Annotated in this window: 11 protein-coding genes and 2 pseudogenes; 4 read left to right on the top strand and 9 right to left on the bottom strand. The window is 50.7% G+C overall.

Going from position 1 to position 20,372, the window contains the following annotated elements; all coding sequences use genetic code 11:
• Positions 1-102: 102 nt before the first annotated feature.
• Positions 103-513, bottom strand: coding sequence for a hypothetical protein (locus ACYVI1_RS06120; protein ID WP_460907837.1), 411 nt, complete (start codon positions 511-513; stop codon positions 103-105).
• Between the two features lie 409 nt (positions 514-922).
• Between ACYVI1_RS06120 and ACYVI1_RS06115 the strand changes: the two are divergent.
• Positions 923-2,109 (top strand): annotated as a pseudogene (locus ACYVI1_RS06115) (IS3 family transposase).
• Between the two features lie 108 nt (positions 2,110-2,217).
• On the opposite strand, the pseudogene ACYVI1_RS06110 reads toward ACYVI1_RS06115, so the two are convergent.
• Positions 2,218-2,784, bottom strand: a pseudogene (locus tag ACYVI1_RS06110) (arginase family protein); the annotation flags it as partial.
• A gap of 379 nt (positions 2,785-3,163) precedes the next feature.
• Between ACYVI1_RS06110 and ACYVI1_RS06105 the strand changes: the two are divergent.
• Complete coding sequence (locus ACYVI1_RS06105) at positions 3,164-4,525, top strand: hypothetical protein (protein ID WP_460907835.1); 1,362 nt, start codon at positions 3,164-3,166, stop codon at positions 4,523-4,525.
• Positions 4,526-4,564: 39 nt separating this feature from the next.
• Here the strand turns inward: ACYVI1_RS06105 and ACYVI1_RS06100 are convergent, their stop codons facing one another.
• The 5 genes from ACYVI1_RS06100 to ACYVI1_RS06080 form a co-directional block, all read right to left on the bottom strand.
• Positions 4,565-5,170: an RNA polymerase sigma factor gene (locus ACYVI1_RS06100; protein WP_460907833.1), complete on the bottom strand. Its 606-nt coding sequence runs from the start codon at positions 5,168-5,170 to the stop codon at positions 4,565-4,567.
• 60 nt (positions 5,171-5,230) lie between these two features.
• The gene (locus tag ACYVI1_RS06095) at positions 5,231-6,151 is read right to left on the bottom strand and encodes a sugar phosphate isomerase/epimerase family protein (RefSeq protein ID WP_460907831.1); all 921 of its coding nucleotides are present in this window, start codon (positions 6,149-6,151) and stop codon (positions 5,231-5,233) included.
• An 82-nt stretch (positions 6,152-6,233) separates the two neighbouring features.
• A complete protein-coding gene (locus ACYVI1_RS06090; RefSeq protein ID WP_460907829.1) occupies positions 6,234-7,676 on the bottom strand; it encodes a DUF1501 domain-containing protein in 1,443 nt (480 codons plus the stop codon).
• A gap of 11 nt (positions 7,677-7,687) precedes the next feature.
• Positions 7,688-10,969, bottom strand: coding sequence for a DUF1553 domain-containing protein (locus ACYVI1_RS06085; RefSeq protein ID WP_460907827.1), 3,282 nt, complete (start codon positions 10,967-10,969; stop codon positions 7,688-7,690).
• On the bottom strand, positions 10,966-12,363 hold the full coding sequence (locus tag ACYVI1_RS06080) for a c-type cytochrome domain-containing protein (RefSeq protein ID WP_460907825.1): 1,398 nt from the start codon (positions 12,361-12,363) through the stop codon (positions 10,966-10,968). Before ACYVI1_RS06080 ends, ACYVI1_RS06085 begins: the two co-directional genes overlap by 4 nt.
• Before the next feature lie 767 nt (positions 12,364-13,130).
• Between ACYVI1_RS06080 and ACYVI1_RS06075 the strand changes: the two genes are divergently transcribed.
• Positions 13,131-16,403 carry a SusC/RagA family TonB-linked outer membrane protein gene (locus ACYVI1_RS06075; protein WP_460907823.1) on the top strand — a complete coding sequence of 1,091 codons (3,273 nt, stop codon included), beginning with the start codon at positions 13,131-13,133 and terminating at the stop codon, positions 16,401-16,403.
• 63 nt (positions 16,404-16,466) lie between these two features.
• The gene (locus tag ACYVI1_RS06070) at positions 16,467-18,209 is read left to right on the top strand and encodes a RagB/SusD family nutrient uptake outer membrane protein (RefSeq protein ID WP_460907821.1); all 1,743 of its coding nucleotides are present in this window, start codon (positions 16,467-16,469) and stop codon (positions 18,207-18,209) included.
• 733 nt (positions 18,210-18,942) lie between these two features.
• Here ACYVI1_RS06070 and ACYVI1_RS06065 read toward each other — a convergent pair.
• Positions 18,943-19,410 (bottom strand): transposase, encoded by a 468-nt coding sequence (locus ACYVI1_RS06065; protein ID WP_460907819.1) that lies wholly within the window; start codon positions 19,408-19,410, stop codon positions 18,943-18,945.
• 431 nt (positions 19,411-19,841) lie between these two features.
• Entirely contained in the window at positions 19,842-20,219 is a 378-nt protein-coding gene (locus ACYVI1_RS06060; protein WP_460907817.1) for a transposase, read from the bottom strand.
• Positions 20,220-20,372 lie beyond the last annotated feature (153 nt).

Genomic DNA, 20,372 nt, shown 5'->3' with positions numbered 1-20,372 from the left:
TGCTCGTCCTGCACGACCAGCAGAGCGGTGATGTCTACTACAAGCTACCCAGCATAGCCCGCCTGCTGGATTCATTAGCATTGATGATACTCAATCAACCAATTACTCAAGCGTGATGTGGATGGGCCTGAAAGCCGCCGGATTAACGTAGAAGGTGTGATTGGCCTTGCCATAGGCGACCAGCCTGGCCCGCAGCAGTTCGGTCTTGGCCCGGGAGATATTGGCCGAATGATGGCTAAACAGGGTTCGCAACTCACGCGTCGGGCAATAACTAATACCCGTGCTGGCATCCACACGGGCGGCAATAACCAGCAGTACCCGCAGGGCTGGGGGCGAGAGCGAAATCAGCAGGGTGAGCGTGTAGTCGTCGGGCTGGAACACTGAGCGGGCATAGGCTTTTTTCTCACCTATAAAGGGATTGGTGCTGTAGGTGGCATGGTCTCTCAGATTTCGCATGGTGTTCGAGGGCCAGAGGATGTCGCTGACGGTCAGGTGAATATAATTAAAAATCATAATATCCTCACTAAGTCATCGACGAGAGGCAGAAGGATAGCCATACCTACTAGATTATACCCCATCGCCCTGATTATCAGCCTTGGTTCTAACTCAATCGGAGATGGCGTAAAAACTGTTGCTTCTGTTCTGATGACTGTGGGAATTAGCGTTGGTCTAAATGGGATTTAGCTCCTGCCAAAAGCCAGTTGTCTGCAGTGGTCTGGCCGGGAAGGTTTGGCGAGAGCATGGCCCCTAGACCCCTACCCGTAGTGGCTTCCTAAGACGGGTACCTGTAGAGGTGACCTCCCCCCGCTAAACTGGACCAGTCTAAAGTAGAGAATCTGGGCGATTTTTCGGTAATTCAACAACCAATAATCGCTTATGAAAAAGACCGCAACGGCGGACCGTAAAATTCACCGAAGCGCAGATCGTTTTTGCCCTTCGTCAAGCCGACACCGGAACGGTCGTTGCTGAGGTTTGCCGCAAGATGGGCATCAGCGAAGCTACTTTCTACAACTGGAACCGCGACGGCGGACCGTAAGAAGTATGGTGGTCTGGGGGTTCCCGAGCTTCGGCGGCTCCGCCAGTTGGAAGAAGAGAACCAGCAATTAAAGCAATTGGTCGCCGATCTAAGCCTGGATAAACAGATGCTTCAGGATGTGATTAAAAAAAAGCTCTAACGGGGCCGCCCGAGCGGGCCAGCTCAACGCCGAGGGCTGGCCCAGAGCCTGATGAGTGATTATCAAGTGGCAAATCGCAGGGCTTGTGCGGTAGTATTGTCAGGTCGCTCCACCTGGCATTACAAAGCTCGACGCCGGGATGATTCAGTGCTACGAAGACGGATTCGGGAGATTGCCAAAACCAGAGTCCGTTACGGCTGTCAACGCATTTTTACCTTACTTCGACGGGAGGGCTGGCGGGATAACCACAAGCGAGTACACCGTCTGTATCGCCTGGAAGGACTGAATTTGCGCAGTAAGCGGCCACGACGCAACCGAACGGCGGCTCATCGACTGGATCGGCCTGAACTCTCTACTATCTACCAGTGCTGGAACGGTCCGCCGTAGCGGCATGGACTTCGTGGCCGATCAGTTGTTTGACGGACGTAAAATCCGGGCCTTAACTGTACGGGGCCGCCCGAGCGGTCGATAATTTTAGCCGTCAGTGCGTTGCCATCCACGTTGGCCAATCGTTAAAAGGGGAAGATGTGGTAGCAGTAATGAATCATCTAAAAGTGGTAGATTTGGCGGTGCCGGAACGCATTCAAGTAGATAACGGCAGTGAATTTATTTCGAAGGCACTCGATCTTTGGGCTTACGATAACGGGGTGACACTGGACTTCTCCCGGCCAGGTAAACCGACTGACAACCCGTTTATTGACCGGGTCGCCGGTGCGATCATTTAACGGGAGTTTCCGGCCGGGCCGCCGGAGCGGATGAGTGTTTGAACGCCCATTGGTTCCTATCACTGGACGATGCCCGTGAAAAGATTGAACATTGGCGCCAAGAATATAACAGTTTTCGGCCTCACAGTTCGCTGGATGGGCTAACGCTAGATGAGGTTGGAAAGGGAAAAGAAAGGAAGACAAATGAACGTCCGATCCTCAATCTTTGAGCGGTCCAGTATTGGGGGGGAGGTCATTTGACGGCTTACCCAGATCGTCGTCCAGTAACGCCCCATGCAGACAGTCAACCAGTTGGCGCGATAAGGTGCCGTCCAGGTCTAATTTCGGGTTGAAGATGTGATCGACAAGCCAACGGCTTTCGTGGTTTGCAACAGGCCGCGCAGCAGTGCGGTAGCCTCCGCGAAGGTAAGCCCGCCCGGAATCCGGTAATCGACGGCAGGCATGATCTCGTTGGCCAGCACATCTGCGTCGAAGTGAATCCAGAACCCGGCTAATTCATCGGCGGTAAGGTGCCGGGTGGCTTTGTCGATAACTCCGTCAACGCCCTGTGTTCGGATGTATTGTAAATCGAAACAATGAATGGCCGAATCGTTAATATCTCGGCTACCGGCTTCTTAAGCCTCCTCCGCGTCTCGCTGACCCAGTTGGACAACGTGCTTTTCCTGCACATGGGGCCGTTGATGGCCAATGTCGGTCAGCAGGTCGGGGCCTCGGCCAACGACTAAAGCGAGGTCCATCGAAGCCGCTTCGCCGGTGGGTTCGGCTTCGGGCTGGTAAAAGTCGGCATGGGCATCAATGTGCGCCAGCCCGAAGTGGTCGATTTCTTTCAGGGCCAGCATACACCCCAGCAGGATACTGCAGTCGCCCCCCAGCACCACCCCAAATCGGCTAGTTTGAGCAGGGACACGATTAGCATAGCCAGAAAGCTGACGCGCCGTTTATCGGCTTGACAATGGGCTTTAATGACTTCATAAACAGCTTGTTCGTTACTTTGTATAGGAGTAGGGCCAACCAGTTTGAGTTTGGTGACCCAAAATTGCCAGGCTATCAATTACTCTCACCTTTTTGTCCTGTACTTAGGTCTTCAGAAACACTTTAAGAGAAAGTTATAAGCTAATTTTGCAATAGTAATGTGACATACGTTTGCTTTTGATTATCTATGTATCTCCGTTAAGTTATTAATAGAGCTGGTGAGAATGGAGGTGTTCTGAATTCCTTAAGCATCATAATGCGACATTGAAACCCTGAATCGATACCAATTCCATGGATGAAAAGGCTTACATACATAAATGCCTGATAGATGTAGAGCAAAAGTTACAATGGGCAAACAGGGAAAAATGGGTTTATGAGGATTTTAAGCAGTTACAGGGCCTGATTTTCGATGCGTCTGGTATTAGCCTTAGCGTTCATACCCTTGAGCGGCTATTTGGAAAACTGAAAACACAGCAGAATTATAATCCGCAGACAGAGACGAAAAATGCGCTGGTGCTATTCCTTGGCTATAAAAGCTGGAATCAATTCAAAACCGAGAATAAGCTAATTAATCAGGAAAAAGAACTGAAGGATTCGTTAATCGAGCCGACTATTGAGCTAAGCAATGACGTACAGACAGTAACGACGAACGATATAGATATATCCCGTACCATCCCATCCGTAAAAGCGGCTATCCCACGTGAACAGCCAAAAGCAATGCGATTCCGTATTGCTCTGGCTGTAGTGATCTGCTTCTCCTTAGTTCTGGCCTTTGTTTACTTTTCAGTAAATCCGTTTCCAGCAGCTCAGCTTGCTGCTTCTTTCGAGACACCTACTCCCTATGGGCGTGTTCCGCACACGGTTAAGTTCATCTTTAACAGCCATAGCCCTAAACTGACTAACCTGCTTGTCGATTTTGGGGAGAGCGAGAACTGGATAATTAAAGAAAGTCGGTCAGCTTTTTTTAAAACGTATATGAATCCTGGCATTTTTAAGGTATCCGTAAAGCAGGATAGCCAAGTCGTAGCGACAACAACCGTGTTCATAGATACGGACGGCTGGCAGGGCTATATCTATAGAACGTATGAAGATAATAACACCAGAAACCTATTACCAGGATCTTCCCTGCGCGTGAAAAATAAGCTATATACCAACCCCGTATTGCTTGATGACACCTTAAAGAAAGATATCTATTTCATTGAGTCTACTATAGTCAATGACTTTCATGCAGATGGTGATAACCTGACGTTTGATACCCGCTTTAAAAGCAATGTCAGAAATGGTGGCAAGTTGTGCAACGACATGTGGTTTAAGCTGACGGGAACAAAGGGAATACTTAAAATGCATTTTCTGGCTGTAGGCTGTTCAGGGTATACGCAAATGATTTTTGGCGATCAGCGTCTGGATGGGCATATTCAGGATCTTACGGCGTTCACCCAGGATTTTTCCGATTGGAAAACCGCCCGAATGAAAGTCGTCAATAAGCATGTTTCGATTTATTTTGATGACAAGTTGATCTATCAAACAACCTATAAGAAACCTATTGGCGACATAATGGCCTTATCCATTACCTCGAAAGGATCAGGCGAGACGGACTATGTGCGGCTTTATGACCGAACGATGAACGCGATGTTCACAGATGATTTTAATTAATAAAAGACATAGTTTCATTGTAGCCAAAGAAGTCAATTGCTAATTGCAAACTAACCGCTGACCAATGCTACCTGTACTGGCTATGCCTATTGACGAATAGGCCACAATGTACGATCTCAGGTACTTCAACGCTTTACTTAAGTGATATTCGACGGCTTTTTCGGACAAAAAAAGACACCTGGCAATTTGAGAGATGGTCAGATTTTCAAAACGGCTCATCCGAAACACCGCTTGTGTCTTTTTGGACAATCTATTTATCGCAGTCTCAATTAGTTTAACTAATTCATTGAACGCAATTGTTTCCTCAGTGGTAAAACCACAGACGTTCGAATAAGAATAGAAATAAATCGCGTACTCATCCCGTCTGCGTCGGGAGCGGATGCAGTTGATCACTTCATACCGAACGGACGAAAATAAATAATACTCAAGATTATTAATTTCAGTCGTTACCCGGTTTTTCCAGAGCCGGGTAAAAATATCCTGAACCAACTCCTCGGCTGATTCTTTATCATTCAATTTCTGATAAGCAACCAGAAACATCTCATGCCAATACGTCTTATAGATAAACGTAAACGCTGTTGCGTCGCTATCCCGCAGGCGGGCTATCAATGCATACCCACCATCAATTATAGTCCTGTTTGCCATACGGTTTGCGGTATTCCGGGTGAGAAATAAAAAGTTGTCAACTTGTTAAAGGCGTATCAGTCAGGCACGGTAGCGTTGCTGGATCAGGTCTTTCATGTACAGATTCAGCGTCCACTGATCGGCAAGGGGCTGCTGGCTGTAAGGCTGCGTTGGCAGGTAAGGCGGAGGGCCAAACTCAGGGGTGATCGTCAGGACAGCCGTTCCCTGCTGTCGGTGCCAGGCAACAATAGCATCCCACCAATGCAGATGCGCCTGAACAGCTTTATTCCACTCCGGTGCTCGTGGGTCGTTCACCTGTGGCCCTTCGGCATGGCCAATGCGGGCATGAATATGGTCGGTCCGGCTGAGGGCCAGTTCAATAGCGGCTGCCTGGTCGTCGAGCAGCGACTCGGACACGTTACACCAGTGCGACACATCGAACGTTAGGCGCAGGTTCGGCATTTTTTCCAGAAATGCCTGCGTAACCGAAGCTGCGTAACTGAATTTACCCCGGTGCGTCTCATGCAGGATTTTGACACCGGTCTCCCGGGCGACCGTATCGGCCAGGGCAAGTAACCGTTTATTCTGCCCGAACGAAAAGAAGTCTTTGCCCGTCTGCGAATTAATAAACAGCGGGCGGGTAGCGGCCAGGTCACGCAGGGTCCGTTCAAAGTGGGCTGTATGCTGACCAATGTCGGCAAACGAGGACAGGGACTGCGCAATGACATCCAACTTATGCGCTTGCAGTGCCGCCAGCATGGTTCGACGTTCAAGTTCGTCGGCAGACTGAAAAGCGACCTCTACGCCATCGTAGCCCGCTTCTTTAACCCGTTTGCAGAAGGCATCCCAGGAATCTGTAGCCCCCCAGCGTGGACAAAAGAACCGAATTTTTAGCGGATCTGCTCCTACCGGTAAGGGGGGCGACTGGGTAGTTACCACGACCGGTAAGGCAGCTGTTAGCAGACAGGTCTGGACAAACGTTCGACGGGAGACGTTCTTCATTGGGTAAGGAAATGGTAAGGTTTAGGAAGAGCCGCAGATGCCGGTAGTTGTCTCGTTAACCGCCGGCGACTACGGGATTTTGTCAGGCCATAATGCCTTTTATCGCCTTTCCGGCCACATCCGTCAGCCGGTACCGGCGTCCCTGATGCTTGAAAATCAGCTTCTCATGGTCGATGCCCAGCAGATGCAGAACCGTTGCCTGGAAGTCGTGAACATGGACGGGATCGTTGACGATGTTGTAGCCAAACTCATCCGTTTCACCGTAGGTAGTTCCCGGCTTAATGCCCGCTCCGGCCATGAAGGTGGTGAAGCAGCGTGGATGGTGGTCCCGCCCGAAGTTGTCTAAGGAAAGGTGACCCTGGGAGTAGTTCGTCCGGCCAAACTCGCCCCCCCAAATCACCAGGGTTTCGTCCAGCAAACCCCTTGCTTTCAAATCCTTGATTAACGCAGCCGTAGCCTGATCTACCGACTTCGCCATCGTGCGGATATCTTTTGGCAGGTTGCCGTGCTGATCCCATCCCTGGTGGTAAAGCTGGATGAAGCGAACATCTTTTTCGGCCAGCCGACGGGCCAGCAGGCAATTGGCTGCAAACGTACCTGGTTTTCTGGACTCCTCGCCGTACATCTCGTAGATGTAATCAGGCTCTTTGCTCACGTCGAGCGTATCGGGAACGGACGTCTGCATCCGGTAGGCCATTTCGTACTGCGAAACGCGCGAGATCACCTCATCGTCCATCGTGTGTTTGTACTGAGCCTGGTGCAGTTGAGCCAAATGGTCGAGTACCCGTCGGCGGCTTACTTTGTCAATGCCTTTGGGGTTGTTGAGGTAATAAACCGGATCGGCCCCCGACCGAAAGATGACACCCTGATGCTCCGACGGCAGGAAACCGTTGCCCCATAATTTGGCGTACAGCGGCTGATCGCCGGAGCGGCCACGCGATAACAGCACGACAAAGGAAGGCAGGTTTTTATTTTCACTGCCCAGCCCGTAGCTCATCCAGGAGCCAAAACTGGGTCGCCCCGCCTGCTGGCTTCCGGTCTGAAAAAACGTAATCGCCGGATCGTGGTTGATGGCTTCGGTATGCATCGTTTTGATAAAGCAAAGGTCATCGGCAATACCCGCCGTGTGCGGCATAAGGTCCGACACCCAGGCGCGGCTTTTCCCATGCTGAGCGAAGTTTGTACGGCCAAAGGCCAGTGGAAATGACTTCTGGTTCGATGTCATACCGGTTAGCCGCTGTTCTCCGCGAACCGATGCCGGTAGTTCTTTGCCAAACATGTCCTTCAACTTCGGTTTGTAATCAAAAAGCTCAAGTTGAGACGGACCGCCACTTTGAAACAGGTAAATAATCCGTTTCACTTTGGGCGTAAAGTGGGGTAAAACGGGTTTGGGGTTACCCTCTGCCCGCAGCGACTGCGGCAGTAGAGACGATAGAGCCGCCATACCAATGCCCGATAAGCTGGTTCGTGTCAGAAATTCACGCCGACTTTCCTGGAAAGCCATGTCTTCATTAAGTCTGTTCATCGTAGGTCGGGTTATCGTTTTATGGTAAATTCATCGAAGTTCATCAGGGCATTGGCCAGTACCGCACAGGTCGCCAGTTCGGTGACGGGCAACGTTTCAGGAGCAATGTGTGCACCTTCGGTCAGCAGGTCTTTCGCCCTGGCCGGGTTCTGCCGGAAGTCCGCGTATTGCTGCTGGTAGAGGTGCAATAGAATACGTAGTTCGTCGGGGCGAGGCCTGCGGCTGGTCAGCGACCGGAAGGCATAGGTTATCCAGTCTTCAGGCCGATGCCCACCCTCCAGCATCATCCGCTCAGCCAGCACCCGGCCCGCTTCAACGTATTGCACATCATTCTGCAGCACCAGCGATTGCAGGGGAGTACTGGTTTTCTGCCGTTTCACGGTGCAGGCGTACCGGTCGGGCACATCGAAGGTAATCATGGCGGGGTTGGGCGAGCTTCGTTTCCAGACCGTGTAGAGACTACGGCGGTACAGATCATCGCCTGTGCCGAGTTCGTACTTCGTAATGTTCCGAACGGCAAGGGCCTCCCACACACCGGGTGGTTGATACGGGTGTACGCTTTTGCCACCTACCTTCCGCGCCAGCAGGCCACTGGCGGCCAGCGCATTATCGCGGATCACCTCGGCCGACATCCGATAAGCGGGTGCCCTGGTGAGCAGGCCGTTATTCGGGTCCTGCTCTTTAGCCTGACGACCCGGCCGGGACGATTGCCGATACGTAGCCGACATGACGATTGTTTTGAGCAACCCCTTGACGTTCCAGCGGGAACCTGGCTGGCCCGTACCGTCGCGAAAGCGGATTGCCAGCCAGTCTAAGAGTGCCAGATGGCTCGGCAGTTCGCCCTGATTGCCGAAGTCGTCGGCAGTTTTGACAAGGCCCTGACCAAAACATTGCTGCCAGAACCGGTTCACGACTACTCTGGCAAATAACGGCTGTTGGTTGCTCAACAGCCATTGACTCAGGCCCAGCCGGTTTTTAGGATAGCTCGGGTCAAAGGGCAGAATGCTTTCAGGGGTGTTGGGATACACCCTGGCTTTGGGGGCATCATAAGCACCCCGATCCAGCAGGAACGTAGCCCTGGGTGTTTTCAATTCCTTATACACCATTAGCTCGTCCTGATCGGTTAGCAGGTCGTTTTCACGCCCCCGAGTGGCTTTCAGTTCGGCCTGGTCACGGGCATAGGGCTTATCGGTCGTTAGCAGGTAGTAGGCAAACAGTTGCTCTTTTTGCGCCGGTGTCAATTGGTCGGCGGGTATGGCGAGCAATCGGCCAATCGCATCGGTATGGGTGAAGATCTGCGTAATCTCCAACGGGGCCAGCGGCCGGTTATAGACCAGCAGTTCGTCGAACGCGACGTTGGCAATAGAAGCCCTGAACTCAGATCCTATTTTAAAGTTGGCGAAGTTATAAGGCTTCGCCCGATCTTTTGAGAACAAAATACTCTGCTTCAAATTGTCGGTGATCACCGTTAGCGGCTCCTTTTTCCCATCCGTATATAGGCTAACGCCCGCTGCTTTGCTGCTGCCATCGTAGGTCAGCGCCAGGTGATGCCACTGATTGGGGCGTAGCGGATGAGGGGTACGGAGATGCAGGCAATTATCCGGAAAAACGTGGTTCAACTTGATGGATACGGTCTGGTCAGCGTTCAGCTCGCAGTAATACCCCCGCCAACCGTCTAAATCTCCGCTCGTTCGGCTAAACAGCGGGCCTTTTTCGCCGGACTTCAGCACATTGACCCAGAGCGAAATACTGAAGGGTTCATTCCGGTCGAAATTCATGTGCTCATTAAACCCAACGGACATATCGCCTTTCAGCAGCAGGGCTTTGCCAAATTTGCCGGGAATAACCACGGGCACTGACGCATCCGCCGGAGCTGTTTTCGGGGTCGGTGCTTTGTTGGTTTCGGCCTGAAGCGGTGACTTGACCTCGTTTCTGACCACCGGATTATCTAAGGTAAAATGACCCAGCAAGCCGGTTGTTGTAGTGGCGAAGGCCGCCGGCTGCCGGGAAGCCTGTGCTAACCAGGTGTCAAAGGCAGGTTTGTATTGCTGGTAATTGCGGACTTTTCCTTCCAGCGACTGAATGTTGGTTTGTATGAATTTCACTAATTTATCGGCCTCCAGAGTTGTCAGAATGACCGATGGACTCGCTTCGCCATGGTAGGGAATCTGGCCGGTCTCGTTGTTATTGTTGAAGAAGGCCGACAATTCGTAAAAATTCTTTTGCGTAATGGGGTCGTACTTGTGGTCGTGGCAGCGGGCACATTCGACACTGAAGGCCAGAAACGCTTTTCCGAAGAGATTGGCGCGGTCCAGAACGTACTCCGTCCGGTATTCTTCGTCGACAATGCCGCCCTCCTGACTCTGCGGGTGATTCCGCAAAAAAGCGGTGGCTTTAATCTGGTCGTTCGTGGCGTTGGGCAGCAAATCGCCAGCCAGTTGCAGGGTAACAAATTTGTCGTAGGGCAGATTCTGGTTAAAGGCCTTAATTACCCAGTCGCGCCAGGGATAAACATTCCGAAAGCCGTCGTCCTGATACCCGTGCGTATCGGCATACCGGGCCACATCCAGCCAGTCAACCGCCATCCGTTCCCCAAAGTGGGGCGACAGCAACAACCGGTCGACTACTTTTTCATACGCCTTCGGTGACTTGTCGGCCAGGAAAGCATCAATTTCCCGGATGGAGGGCGGCAGCCCGGTCAGATCAACCGAAAGCCGTCGAATCAGCGTTTCCCGCTGGGCTTCGGGAGCGGGTGTCAGGCCTTTTTCTTCCTGTTTAGCCAGTACAAATAAATCGATGGGGTTTTTGACCCAATTTTTGTTCCTGACAACGGGAAGGTCCGGTACCTGCGGAGCCACCAGTGACCAGTGTTTTTTGTATTCGGCTCCTTCGTTGATCCATTGGATCAGGGTCGCTTTCTCCTCCGCCGTTAAACTCAGGTGCGACTCTGGGGTGGGCATCACCATATCGGGGTCGTTGCTCAGGATTCGGTGAAATAGTTCGCTTTTGGCTAAACTGCCGGGCACGATAGCTTTCCGGCCGCTCTCGGCAACTTTCTCATAGGCCACCGTCAAATCCAGCCGCAGGTTTCCTTTTTGCTTCGCCTTGTCGGGTCCGTGACAGGCAAAGCAGCGGTCGGAGAGAATGGGCTTGACATGCAGGTTATAGTCCAGTTTGGTGGGCAGTTTAGTCATGGCCTGGGCTACATCGGGTGGCAGGTCCGGCGTAGAGCTACAATTCCAGGCACTCAGTGCCAGTCCAACGAGGGCGAATCGGGTGAGAAGGATTCTCATAAGCTGGTTTGGTTCGTTTCGTTCATACCAAGATTGATATCGGCCTCTTTGCCCACCGCTTTTCTCAGGCTGGCTACGCCGTTGGGTGTCACCTTGGTTTGCCAGAGGTAGACCGTCTTTAGTTGTTTGCAGGCTTCCAGCGACTTCAGGCCCCGGTCCGTCACCTGCGTAGCGTATAGATTCAGATGGCGCAGGGTGGGCACCTTCGTTAGCTGGGCAAGACCAGCATCGGTGATTCGGGTGTTGTCGATACTCAGGCGGGTTAAATTTTTGAACTGCCCAAGCTGCGCCAGCGCGTTGTCGGTAATTCGGGTGGCCGACAGGTCGAGCCAGACAATCTGCTCCCGCATGGGTAAGAGCAGGTTCATCTGGGCATCGCCAAATGCCGGCGTGTTGACCATATCGATGGATAAGAAAGCCTGATCGGCCGTGACCGGCGTGATGACAATCCCCTGACTTTCTGCTTTCTGCTGATCTACCTGACTGGCTCTTACGACCTTTGTGGCCGGAAACTCCGAAGTGGTACTCTGGGATTCTCCATCTGATACGCCCGCTAACCCGTAGGCAGCGAATAAGCTCTTTGCGTGCTCGTCTTTCGGCATATCGGCCACCCGTTTTTTGAAATCAGCCTTTCCGGTCGAAATCCAGTATTGGATCAACTCAATTTCCTGTTCACTCAGTTGAGTCTTTCCCTTGGGGGGCATCCGTTTATCGTCGTCTTCGGGCAGGAGCAACCGCTGGTATAAATCACTTTTCAGGGCATCACCCGCTACTAAAATCGGTCCATGTTTACCCCCTTTTCTGACCAGATCCTCTGTATCTAACCGTAAGCCGCCTTTCTGCTTTTGGCCGCTATGGCACTGCCAGCATTTCTTTTCCAATACGGGTTCAATCAGATCGACATAGACAACCGCCTGCGCTACGTCTGTAATTGGTCGTCTGACTGGCGGGGTAGGTGCCTTACCCAGTAAAGCGACAAGCGGCTCTGTCAGGTACTCCTCGCCGTGCGTCAAATTCCCGCCTAAATGACCGGTTACGATCAATAAGAACAGCACCAGGCCAGCAATCGGAATCTGTAGCCGCTGTAACGCTTTCCACTGAAGCATACCAAAAATCACAGCAGAAAATAAGGCTAACCCAATGCCCGAATACATATGCAGGTTGAGTGCCTGATCGGGATAGCCACCGGAGAGGGAGAGGAGATACCCCGCTACACAGGCGATAACGGCACTAACACAACTGGCCAGCCAGAGCCAGGGCAGCAGCCCGCGAAAGCTGACGTCTGGTTTTTTCCAGACCAACCCGTGAATGGCAAGCGTCATGAGTAAAAACCCAATCGGTAGATGCACAATCAGCGGATGCAGCCTACCCAAAAACTGGATCACATGCTCCATTATCGGTAAAGTAGCGGTTAAACTGTTGATCGGTCTATCGAAATGGCCGTTTCAGAATTGACCACTGTGTAGGATAAACCTTGAAAATAATATTCTTTTTAGAGGAGCAAGTTGGCTGGTTTAACTGGCACAAATGAGCCATTTTGTTTGCAAAGAATTTGCAAAGCGTTTGCAAACCACGTTTACTGTGCAGAAAGCGCATTAAAGGTTTAGAAGAGAAGATTTATACGTATAGGCAACACCTATTGCTGATAAGGCCCAACTTGTCTGCTTAAAGTTGTTGGTAGGCAGATATTAATAGACCACTTTCTGTAATTCCCTGGAATAAGAATAGTTGTTATTTCTATAGTGCAGCAGTTGCTAAAACTGCCCAGCAACTCCATATTGTGAGAGTGGTACGTTATTATTAAATGCGTTATCGGTAACCTCTTCAACGTACAAGTAAAAATAATTATATAAAAGCTGTAATTTTATATAATTATTCAAATAAATAAAGATGAATTTATTCTATTTTATATAATTTTTTAAATAATATATGTTGTTAATTTAGGGTATTTGCTCCTTTAAACGGCTTGTAATGTAAGTGCCCGATATTACCGCTCTTTCAAATTTATAAATCTGATCTACATGGGTAGTATTCAGACCAACTTCGGCTCTACTCACATAATTACAGGTAGTGGTAGATGATACCTCGCTCATTAAACTGCTTGAAATGGAAGGAGATTCAAGTCGTTTCACAGCCTTTACTCTAAACCAATCGAATTTTTATGAAAGCAACTTTTTACAAATTGAGGCCGTCTGCTTTATTAATAATCTGCCTGTTCGTATGGAGCCTGAACGCAACGGCCCAGGATATCCGGATAACGGGTAAGGTCTCCGGTTCAGATGGCCCCATACCTGGTGCTAACGTTTTGCTGAAGGGAACCGCAACGGGTACATCCACCGATGCAACCGGCAACTTTTCGCTGACTGTCAGAGGCAGTAATCCCGTGCTCATCATCTCGGCCATTGGTTTTAAAGGACAGGAACTTATTGTTGGTGCTAAGTCATCCATTACGGCCCGGCTGGAAGAAGATGCTACGGCGCTGAATGAAGTTATTGTGACGGGATATACGACTGATAGCCGTAAAGACAACACAGGGGCTGTTTCGACGGTGAAAGCCCGCGATATAACCGCAACGCCTACGGGCAACGTGGAACAGGTATTTCAGGGGCGCGTTTCGGGTGTCACGGTTATTTCCAGCGGGCAGCCCGGCACCAACAGCATTGTCAGGATTCGGGGATTTGGTTCATTCGGCAACAACCAGCCGCTCTACGTTGTGGATGGGGTGCCGATTAGTGACCAGTTTAACGGAATCAATTTTCTTAGCCCGGATGACATCGAATCAACGACGGTACTGAAAGATGCGGCCACGGCCTCAATTTACGGTGCCCGTGCCGCAGGCGGGGTCGTTGTCATTACTACCAAACGGGGTGCTAAAAAAGCGGGTAAGCTGACTGTCACCTACGACGGCCTGTTTGGTATAACGACGCCAGGACAGGGACAGACGATGCTCAATCCCCAGCAACAGGCCGACTGGACATGGCAGTCCCGGCGGAATGACATTTTTCAGGCTGGGGGCTCCGTTGGACCAAACAGCTTTACGGGGCTGGGGGGCGGTCAGTATGGGGCGGGCCAAACGCCGGTGCTGCCCGATTACCTCAACGTGGGCGGTACGCCGGGGGTAGTGGGTACAATTGATTTGAATGCCGCTAAGGCATTGTATAACATTAACCCGGCGGCTGGCTCTATCTACCAGGTGGTACGGGCCAACAAAGCTGGTGATGGGACCGACTGGTACGGGGCGGTCACCCGTAATGCGCCCCTGGCCCGAAATACACTGGGCATATCGGGCGGGTCTGAACACAGTCGGTTCTACATTGGGTTTGGTAGTCAGAATCAGGCTGGTGTGCTCCGGTACAATCAGTTCAACCGCTATACGTTTCGCGTAAATTCGGAATTTGACCTGCTGAAAAATCTGCGGCTTGGTGAAAACCTGCAGCTTACCTACCGGCAACAGCTTGGGCAGGTTGGTAATACAAACGGGCAGAGCACACCCCAGGATGAGAACGTTATCTTACAGGCCTTTCAAATCAACCCCATTATTCCCATTTACGACGAATTTGGCGGGTATGCCGGCACGGCCGCCAAAGGTTTCAATGGTTCTCAGAATCCGGTGGCTACACTCGATGGCATTCGCAACAACAAAAGTTTTCTGGCCAGTGCCTTTGGGAATATTTATCTGGAATACGAGCCAATTGCGGGGTTAACGGTACGAAGCAGTATCGGTGGTCAGTACGGTAATTTTTTCTCTAATTCATACGTCCGGGCAACCTATGAGACTGCCCAGAACAACAGCACGTTTAGCTACACGGAAAATTATGGCTATAACCTGAACTGGACATTGACGAACACGGCGAATTACAAACGTCGAATTGGGTTACACAGTATTGATTTACTGGCCGGACAGGAAGCGCTGAATTCGGGGTCAGGCCGGAACGCTACCGGATCGGGAATTGACCCTTTCTCGACCAACCCGAACTACGTCACACTCAGTTCTGTGTCCGGCACGGGTCGGCAGCTCAGCGGTGCCTATGGCCTGGGGGTGAATTTTTATTCGCTGTTTGGGCGGGTGCAGTACACTTTCAATGATAAATATACCCTCACAGGCGTGATTAGGCGGGACGGGTCGTCCCGCTTCGGGGCGAATAGCCGGTACGGGATATTTCCATCCATCTCGGCGGGCTGGACGATCTCAAATGAACCGTTTCTGAATAACGTACCGGGAATTTCATACCTGCGCCTGCACGCCGGTTATGGCACCATGGGGAACTCCAATAATGTAAACCCGAACAACCAGTTTAACCTGTACACCCAAAGTATCAACCGGAGTTATGACATTGCCACTACGAAGAATAATGTAGCCGCCGGTTTTGCCCGCAGTCAGATTGGCAACCCTGATGCCCGGTGGGAAACGGCTCTGACGACCGACGTAGGCCTGGATGCTTCCCTATTTAACGGCAAGCTCGATGTTCAGCTCGATATCTGGCGCAAAGACACGCGGGACCTGCTTTTTCAGGTGCCCCTGCCGGCAGTTGTTGGCGACAATGCCAACGCGCCCGCCGTTAATATTGCCAAAATGCGCAACCAGGGAATCGACATTCAACTGACGAACCGGGGCAGTGTGACCCGCGATCTTCGCTACGAACTGATTGTTAACGGCAGCTTCCTGTCCAACGTTGTGCAAACGCTGGCACCGGGCGTGTCGAACTTTCAACCCGCCAACTTTCGCAACATCAGTCCGGTTCAGATTCAGCCCGACCTGCCTATTGCCGCCTTCTATGGCTATAAAGTCCTGAGTCTCTTCAACAGCAAAGAAGAGGTAGCCGCTGCCGCAACCCAGGACGGGGCCGCACCGGGTCGCTTCCGGTATGCCGATATCAATGGGGATGGGAAGATAGATGCCGCCGACAGAACCTATCTGGGAAGCCCGGTGCCGAAATTTACGGGTGGATTAACGTTTGTTCTGCGCTACAAAGGCTTTGACATGAGTGCTTACCTATACTCCTCGCTGGGGGGTAAGATTTATAATTTCTCGAAGTGGTACATTGACTTCTATCCGTCCTTTACCGGACAGGCGGTTAGTGCACGGGTGCTGAATTCCTGGACGCCCCAGAACACCAGTACAGACCAGCCCATCTTTGAGAATACATCGAATTTCAGCACTAATACACAGTCAAACTCTTTCTACGTCGAAAATGGCTCCTACCTACGGATGCAAAATCTGACGCTTGGGTATACGCTCCCGGCTAATTTGCTGAACAGTGCCCATATCCAGCGGCTGCGTTTGTTCCTGCAAACAACAAATCTCTTCACGGTCTCTAACTACAAAGGGCTTGATCCGGGCGTTGGCGGCACGGCGGATACCAATTTCGGGATCGACATTGGTAATTACCCGGTAACGCGCGGTTTCAACCTGGGTATTGGCCTTACGTTCTGAGTAGTCATCTTTCATGCCAGATGGATTTAGTTTCGTCATCTGGCTTTTAACTCCTTAATCGCCATGAATAAAATACATATAAATAAAGCAAAAACGGCCCTCACCTCCCTGTTGCTCGTTGCCGTTGGCGTTTCCTGCAAGGATAGTTTTTTAAATCAACCACCAACGGGAACGCTCAGCAGCAATGAAATCACGAGCAGTGCCGGGCTACAGGCCACTCTGATTGGTGCCTATTCCGAGCTAAATGGCCGTGACTATGGCTGGTTCGGCTCCAGTTTCAACTGGCTATGGGGGTCTGTAACCGGGGGCGACGCCAACAAAGGGTCGAATGCGGGGGATCAGAGCACGGCTGTATTTATCCAGAACTTCACCGTTATTCCCACCGCTGGCCCCATCAACGATAAGTATCGGGCTATGTATGAAGGCATCAGCCGGGCCAACACGGTATTACGGGTGTTGAAAGCACCCGGACCCGATGTAACACCGGCCATTGCCACGAATATTGGTGCCCAGGCGCGTTTTCTGCGTGGTCATTATTACTTCGAACTGAAACGAACCTACAATAACACCCCGTATGTGGATGAAACGCTCGATTATGGTTCCGGGGTAACCAGCGTGACCAACGAAGCCGACCTGTGGCCTAAAATTGAAGCCGATTTTAAGTTTGCCTACGATAATCTGCCTGAAACCCAAGAAGCCAACGGGCGGGCCAATAAGTGGGCCGCTGCATCCTATTTGGCCAAAACCTATCTGTACCAAAAGAAATATGCCGAAGCCAAAACGCTTTTTGACCTGGTGATTGCCAGCGGCAAGACCGCTACTGGTCAAAAATACGCCCTGGTGCCTGATTTCACGACACTCTTCAATGCAGCGAACAGCATCAACCCGGAAGCGATTTTTGCTATTCAGAACGCAGCCAATACCGGGAGTGTGAACAATGCCAACCCTGATATGGTCCTGAACTTCCCGTTCTCCGGGGGGCCTGGTAGCTGCTGCGGATTTTTTCAGCCTTCGTTTGAAATGGCCAACTCTTTCCGTACCAATGCCAATGGCCTGCCGTTGCTCGATGGATCATATAACACGGGAGCCAATCAGATCAAAACCGATCAGGGCTTGGCTTCTGCCGACCCGTTTACGCCCGATGCCGGGCCGCTCGACCCCCGCCTTGACTATTCGGTTGGCCGACGGGGGATTCCTTACTTAGACTGGGGCCCACACCCGGGTGCCAACTGGATTAGGGATCAGGTATATGGTGGCCCATTTGCCCCTAAAAAATTTATTTACCCCAAAGCACAGGCCGGAACACTCACAGACGGTACAGGATGGACACCAGGCTACACCACAATTAACTATAACATAATCCGATATGCCGATGTGTTACTGATGGCGGCTGAAACCGAAGTTGAATTGAATAATCCTGAACTGGCCCGTAAATACGTGAACCAGATTCGGGAGCGGGCGGCAAACCCAACGGTATTTGTAAAAGGAGCAGACAATAAACCTGCGGCTAACTACGTCATTGGCCAGTATTCGACCGCCTGGACAAACCAGGCCACAGCGCGGGAGGCCGTCCGATTCGAGCGTAAACTCGAATTATCGGGCGAAGGTCATCGTTTTTTCGACCTGGTCCGCTGGGGTATTGCCGAGAAAGCTGTTAACGCCTTTTTGGCCTACGAGAGCGCAAAACTGCCCGGCACCTACGCTGGGGCAAAATTCACCGCCAATAAAAACGAGTATATGCCAATTCCTCAGCAACAGATTGATCTTCAGGGCACGGCGGTGCTGAAACAGAACACAGGCTATTGAACTATAATACTAACTTAATGGACTATCTAATCCTATTAACCTTTATTGAAAAATTGATAGGATCAGATAGCTAAATTTTCACTGTATAAAAAGATTAGTAATTAGATCATAGGTTGGTTATATATCCTCTCTTAGCGTTGCTGATAGAGGATATTTTTGTCTCGGCAAACCTTTTAACTGGTTTGCTATTAGTGTAGTACTCTAAAGTGGTGATTTACACCCCATAGGAATTGACCTGAAAAAGCCGCCCTCGTCGAATCTGGAAGCGGCTTTTTTTGAATGTGATTATTTCGGTACACTCGATTGGAAAGGGAATGAAAATAGTGTTTCACTTCCCCTTTCACATCTGTCTTGTCCTAAAATCATTCGGACGTTTAAATGAACGATTTCCAGCGGTAGCCGATAGTAACACAAGCCATTCATTGATAGCAACATAACGAGTTTATTAAATAGCGTATATTACTATTTTATTGACCGAAAACGGTCTTGACCCGTCCGGAAAAGTGTTGACCGTTGTCTGATCCTGAAAATAAACGGTCCGCCGTGGCGGTTGTCAGTTTTTGGGTCAAAAATTATTCGTTAATCTTAATCCTGATATAGTGTTGTCAAAGTAGGTAAAACAGATGAACTTACCCAAACTGGCCCTGATCCCGAGCTGGCTTTGACCGTTTATATACCTTCGGTTTCCAGTGCTTTTTCAGCGGTTGCTCGCTCTGATGAGCCACTACTGGAGTCAAGTAACCACAGCCGCTACGGCGGACCGTTCATGTGAGGCCGCAGATGCGGAGCCGCCCGTGCGGTTATAGTTGTAGACACTTTTGTGAACCGCTCGCTCGGCCTCCTCAAAAGTAACGAACACTCGGTTCAGGCGAAAATCCGTCTTTAGTATCCCATTTACCCGTTCAGCGATGGCGTTTTCGTATGGATCACCTTGCTGAGTCATACTAATCAAGATATTGGCCCCTTTTAGCTTGCGAACGTAGTCAAAACTACAGTATTGGCTGCCTCGATCAGAATGATGGATTAATTCCTCTTCCCTTTCCAAATGGGTTGCTAGGGCCATATCCAGGGCCTTCAGGCTTCCTTCTGCCGTCAAGAATGGGTGTAGGCAGTAACCTACAATCAGCTTTGAATAGGCGTCAGTTATCAACGACAAATAGCCAAATCCTAAGCCAATGTACAGGTAAGTAATATCACTCACCGCACCGGCGGCCCGGCCAAACCTGCCGGGGAGCTGTTATCACCCTATCAATAAGTAAGTTAGGCCGGGCCGCCGGTGCGGTATTTATGTAGGCGGTGGTTAGAATCCGTTGTTTGAGGTGTCTGTCGACCCTGACGGATGATAAGCGCGTAAGTCTGTAGGATCTTGTGCAACTTATCTCGGCCTAACCGCTTCGGCGGTCCGATTGATGCCACTTTTGGCTAATGGTTCTGCTAATAGAAGATGTAATTTCCGGGTTCCCAGGCCTGGTACGTCTCGCCTGAGGGCTGTCACCAGATCCAGTACCAACATCGAATGGCTCACCGATCGCTGGGAGCGACTTTTTTTAGCGTGAAAAGCTTGTCGGCTCACACCAAACAGTCGGCAAAGGCTTCCGAAACTCACCTTTGCTATCTCGTTCTCACGAAGGTTTAAGACCGTTTGGTGCCAGACTTTTTTCTTATCGGCACATTTAATTCTTTTTCAGCGGTCTCAATCATAGTATTGAGTGCCAGGATCAACAAGTTGGCTTGCTGTAGAGTCTGCTCCAACTCTTCATTTCGCTGTTTTAAGGCGGCCATGTCGCGCTTTTGTGCTTGCTTCATGGCGGGTAAAGTTAGCAGGCCGGTCTGCATCTTCTGGCGGTAGAGTTGCACCCAGCTGCGAATCGTGTATCCACTGTGAATACCCAAATCCGTCATCACTTGGTTTACATCTTCTCCGCCGAAGAGGATACGAAATACAGCAGTTTCGCGTAGTTGTTCGCTGTACTGGAAGCGGCTCAAAAGGTCTCGAATGTGGTCTTGCATGGTTGTCGTTTTTGGTGAAAATCTGACAACCTATTCTATACAACACATAGCTAACTTCCTGATATAGAATAGCTTGAAAACAGTCTACTCAATTCGTCCTGACTTAAATCCAGAGCCGCTAAACGCCGTTTTACTTGCCGTACGTTAGCTTCC

It is taken from the genome of Spirosoma areae (assembly GCF_054781775.1).
Note: the sequence above shows the minus strand (reverse complement) of the source record. Positions and strands in the feature narration are given on the sequence as shown.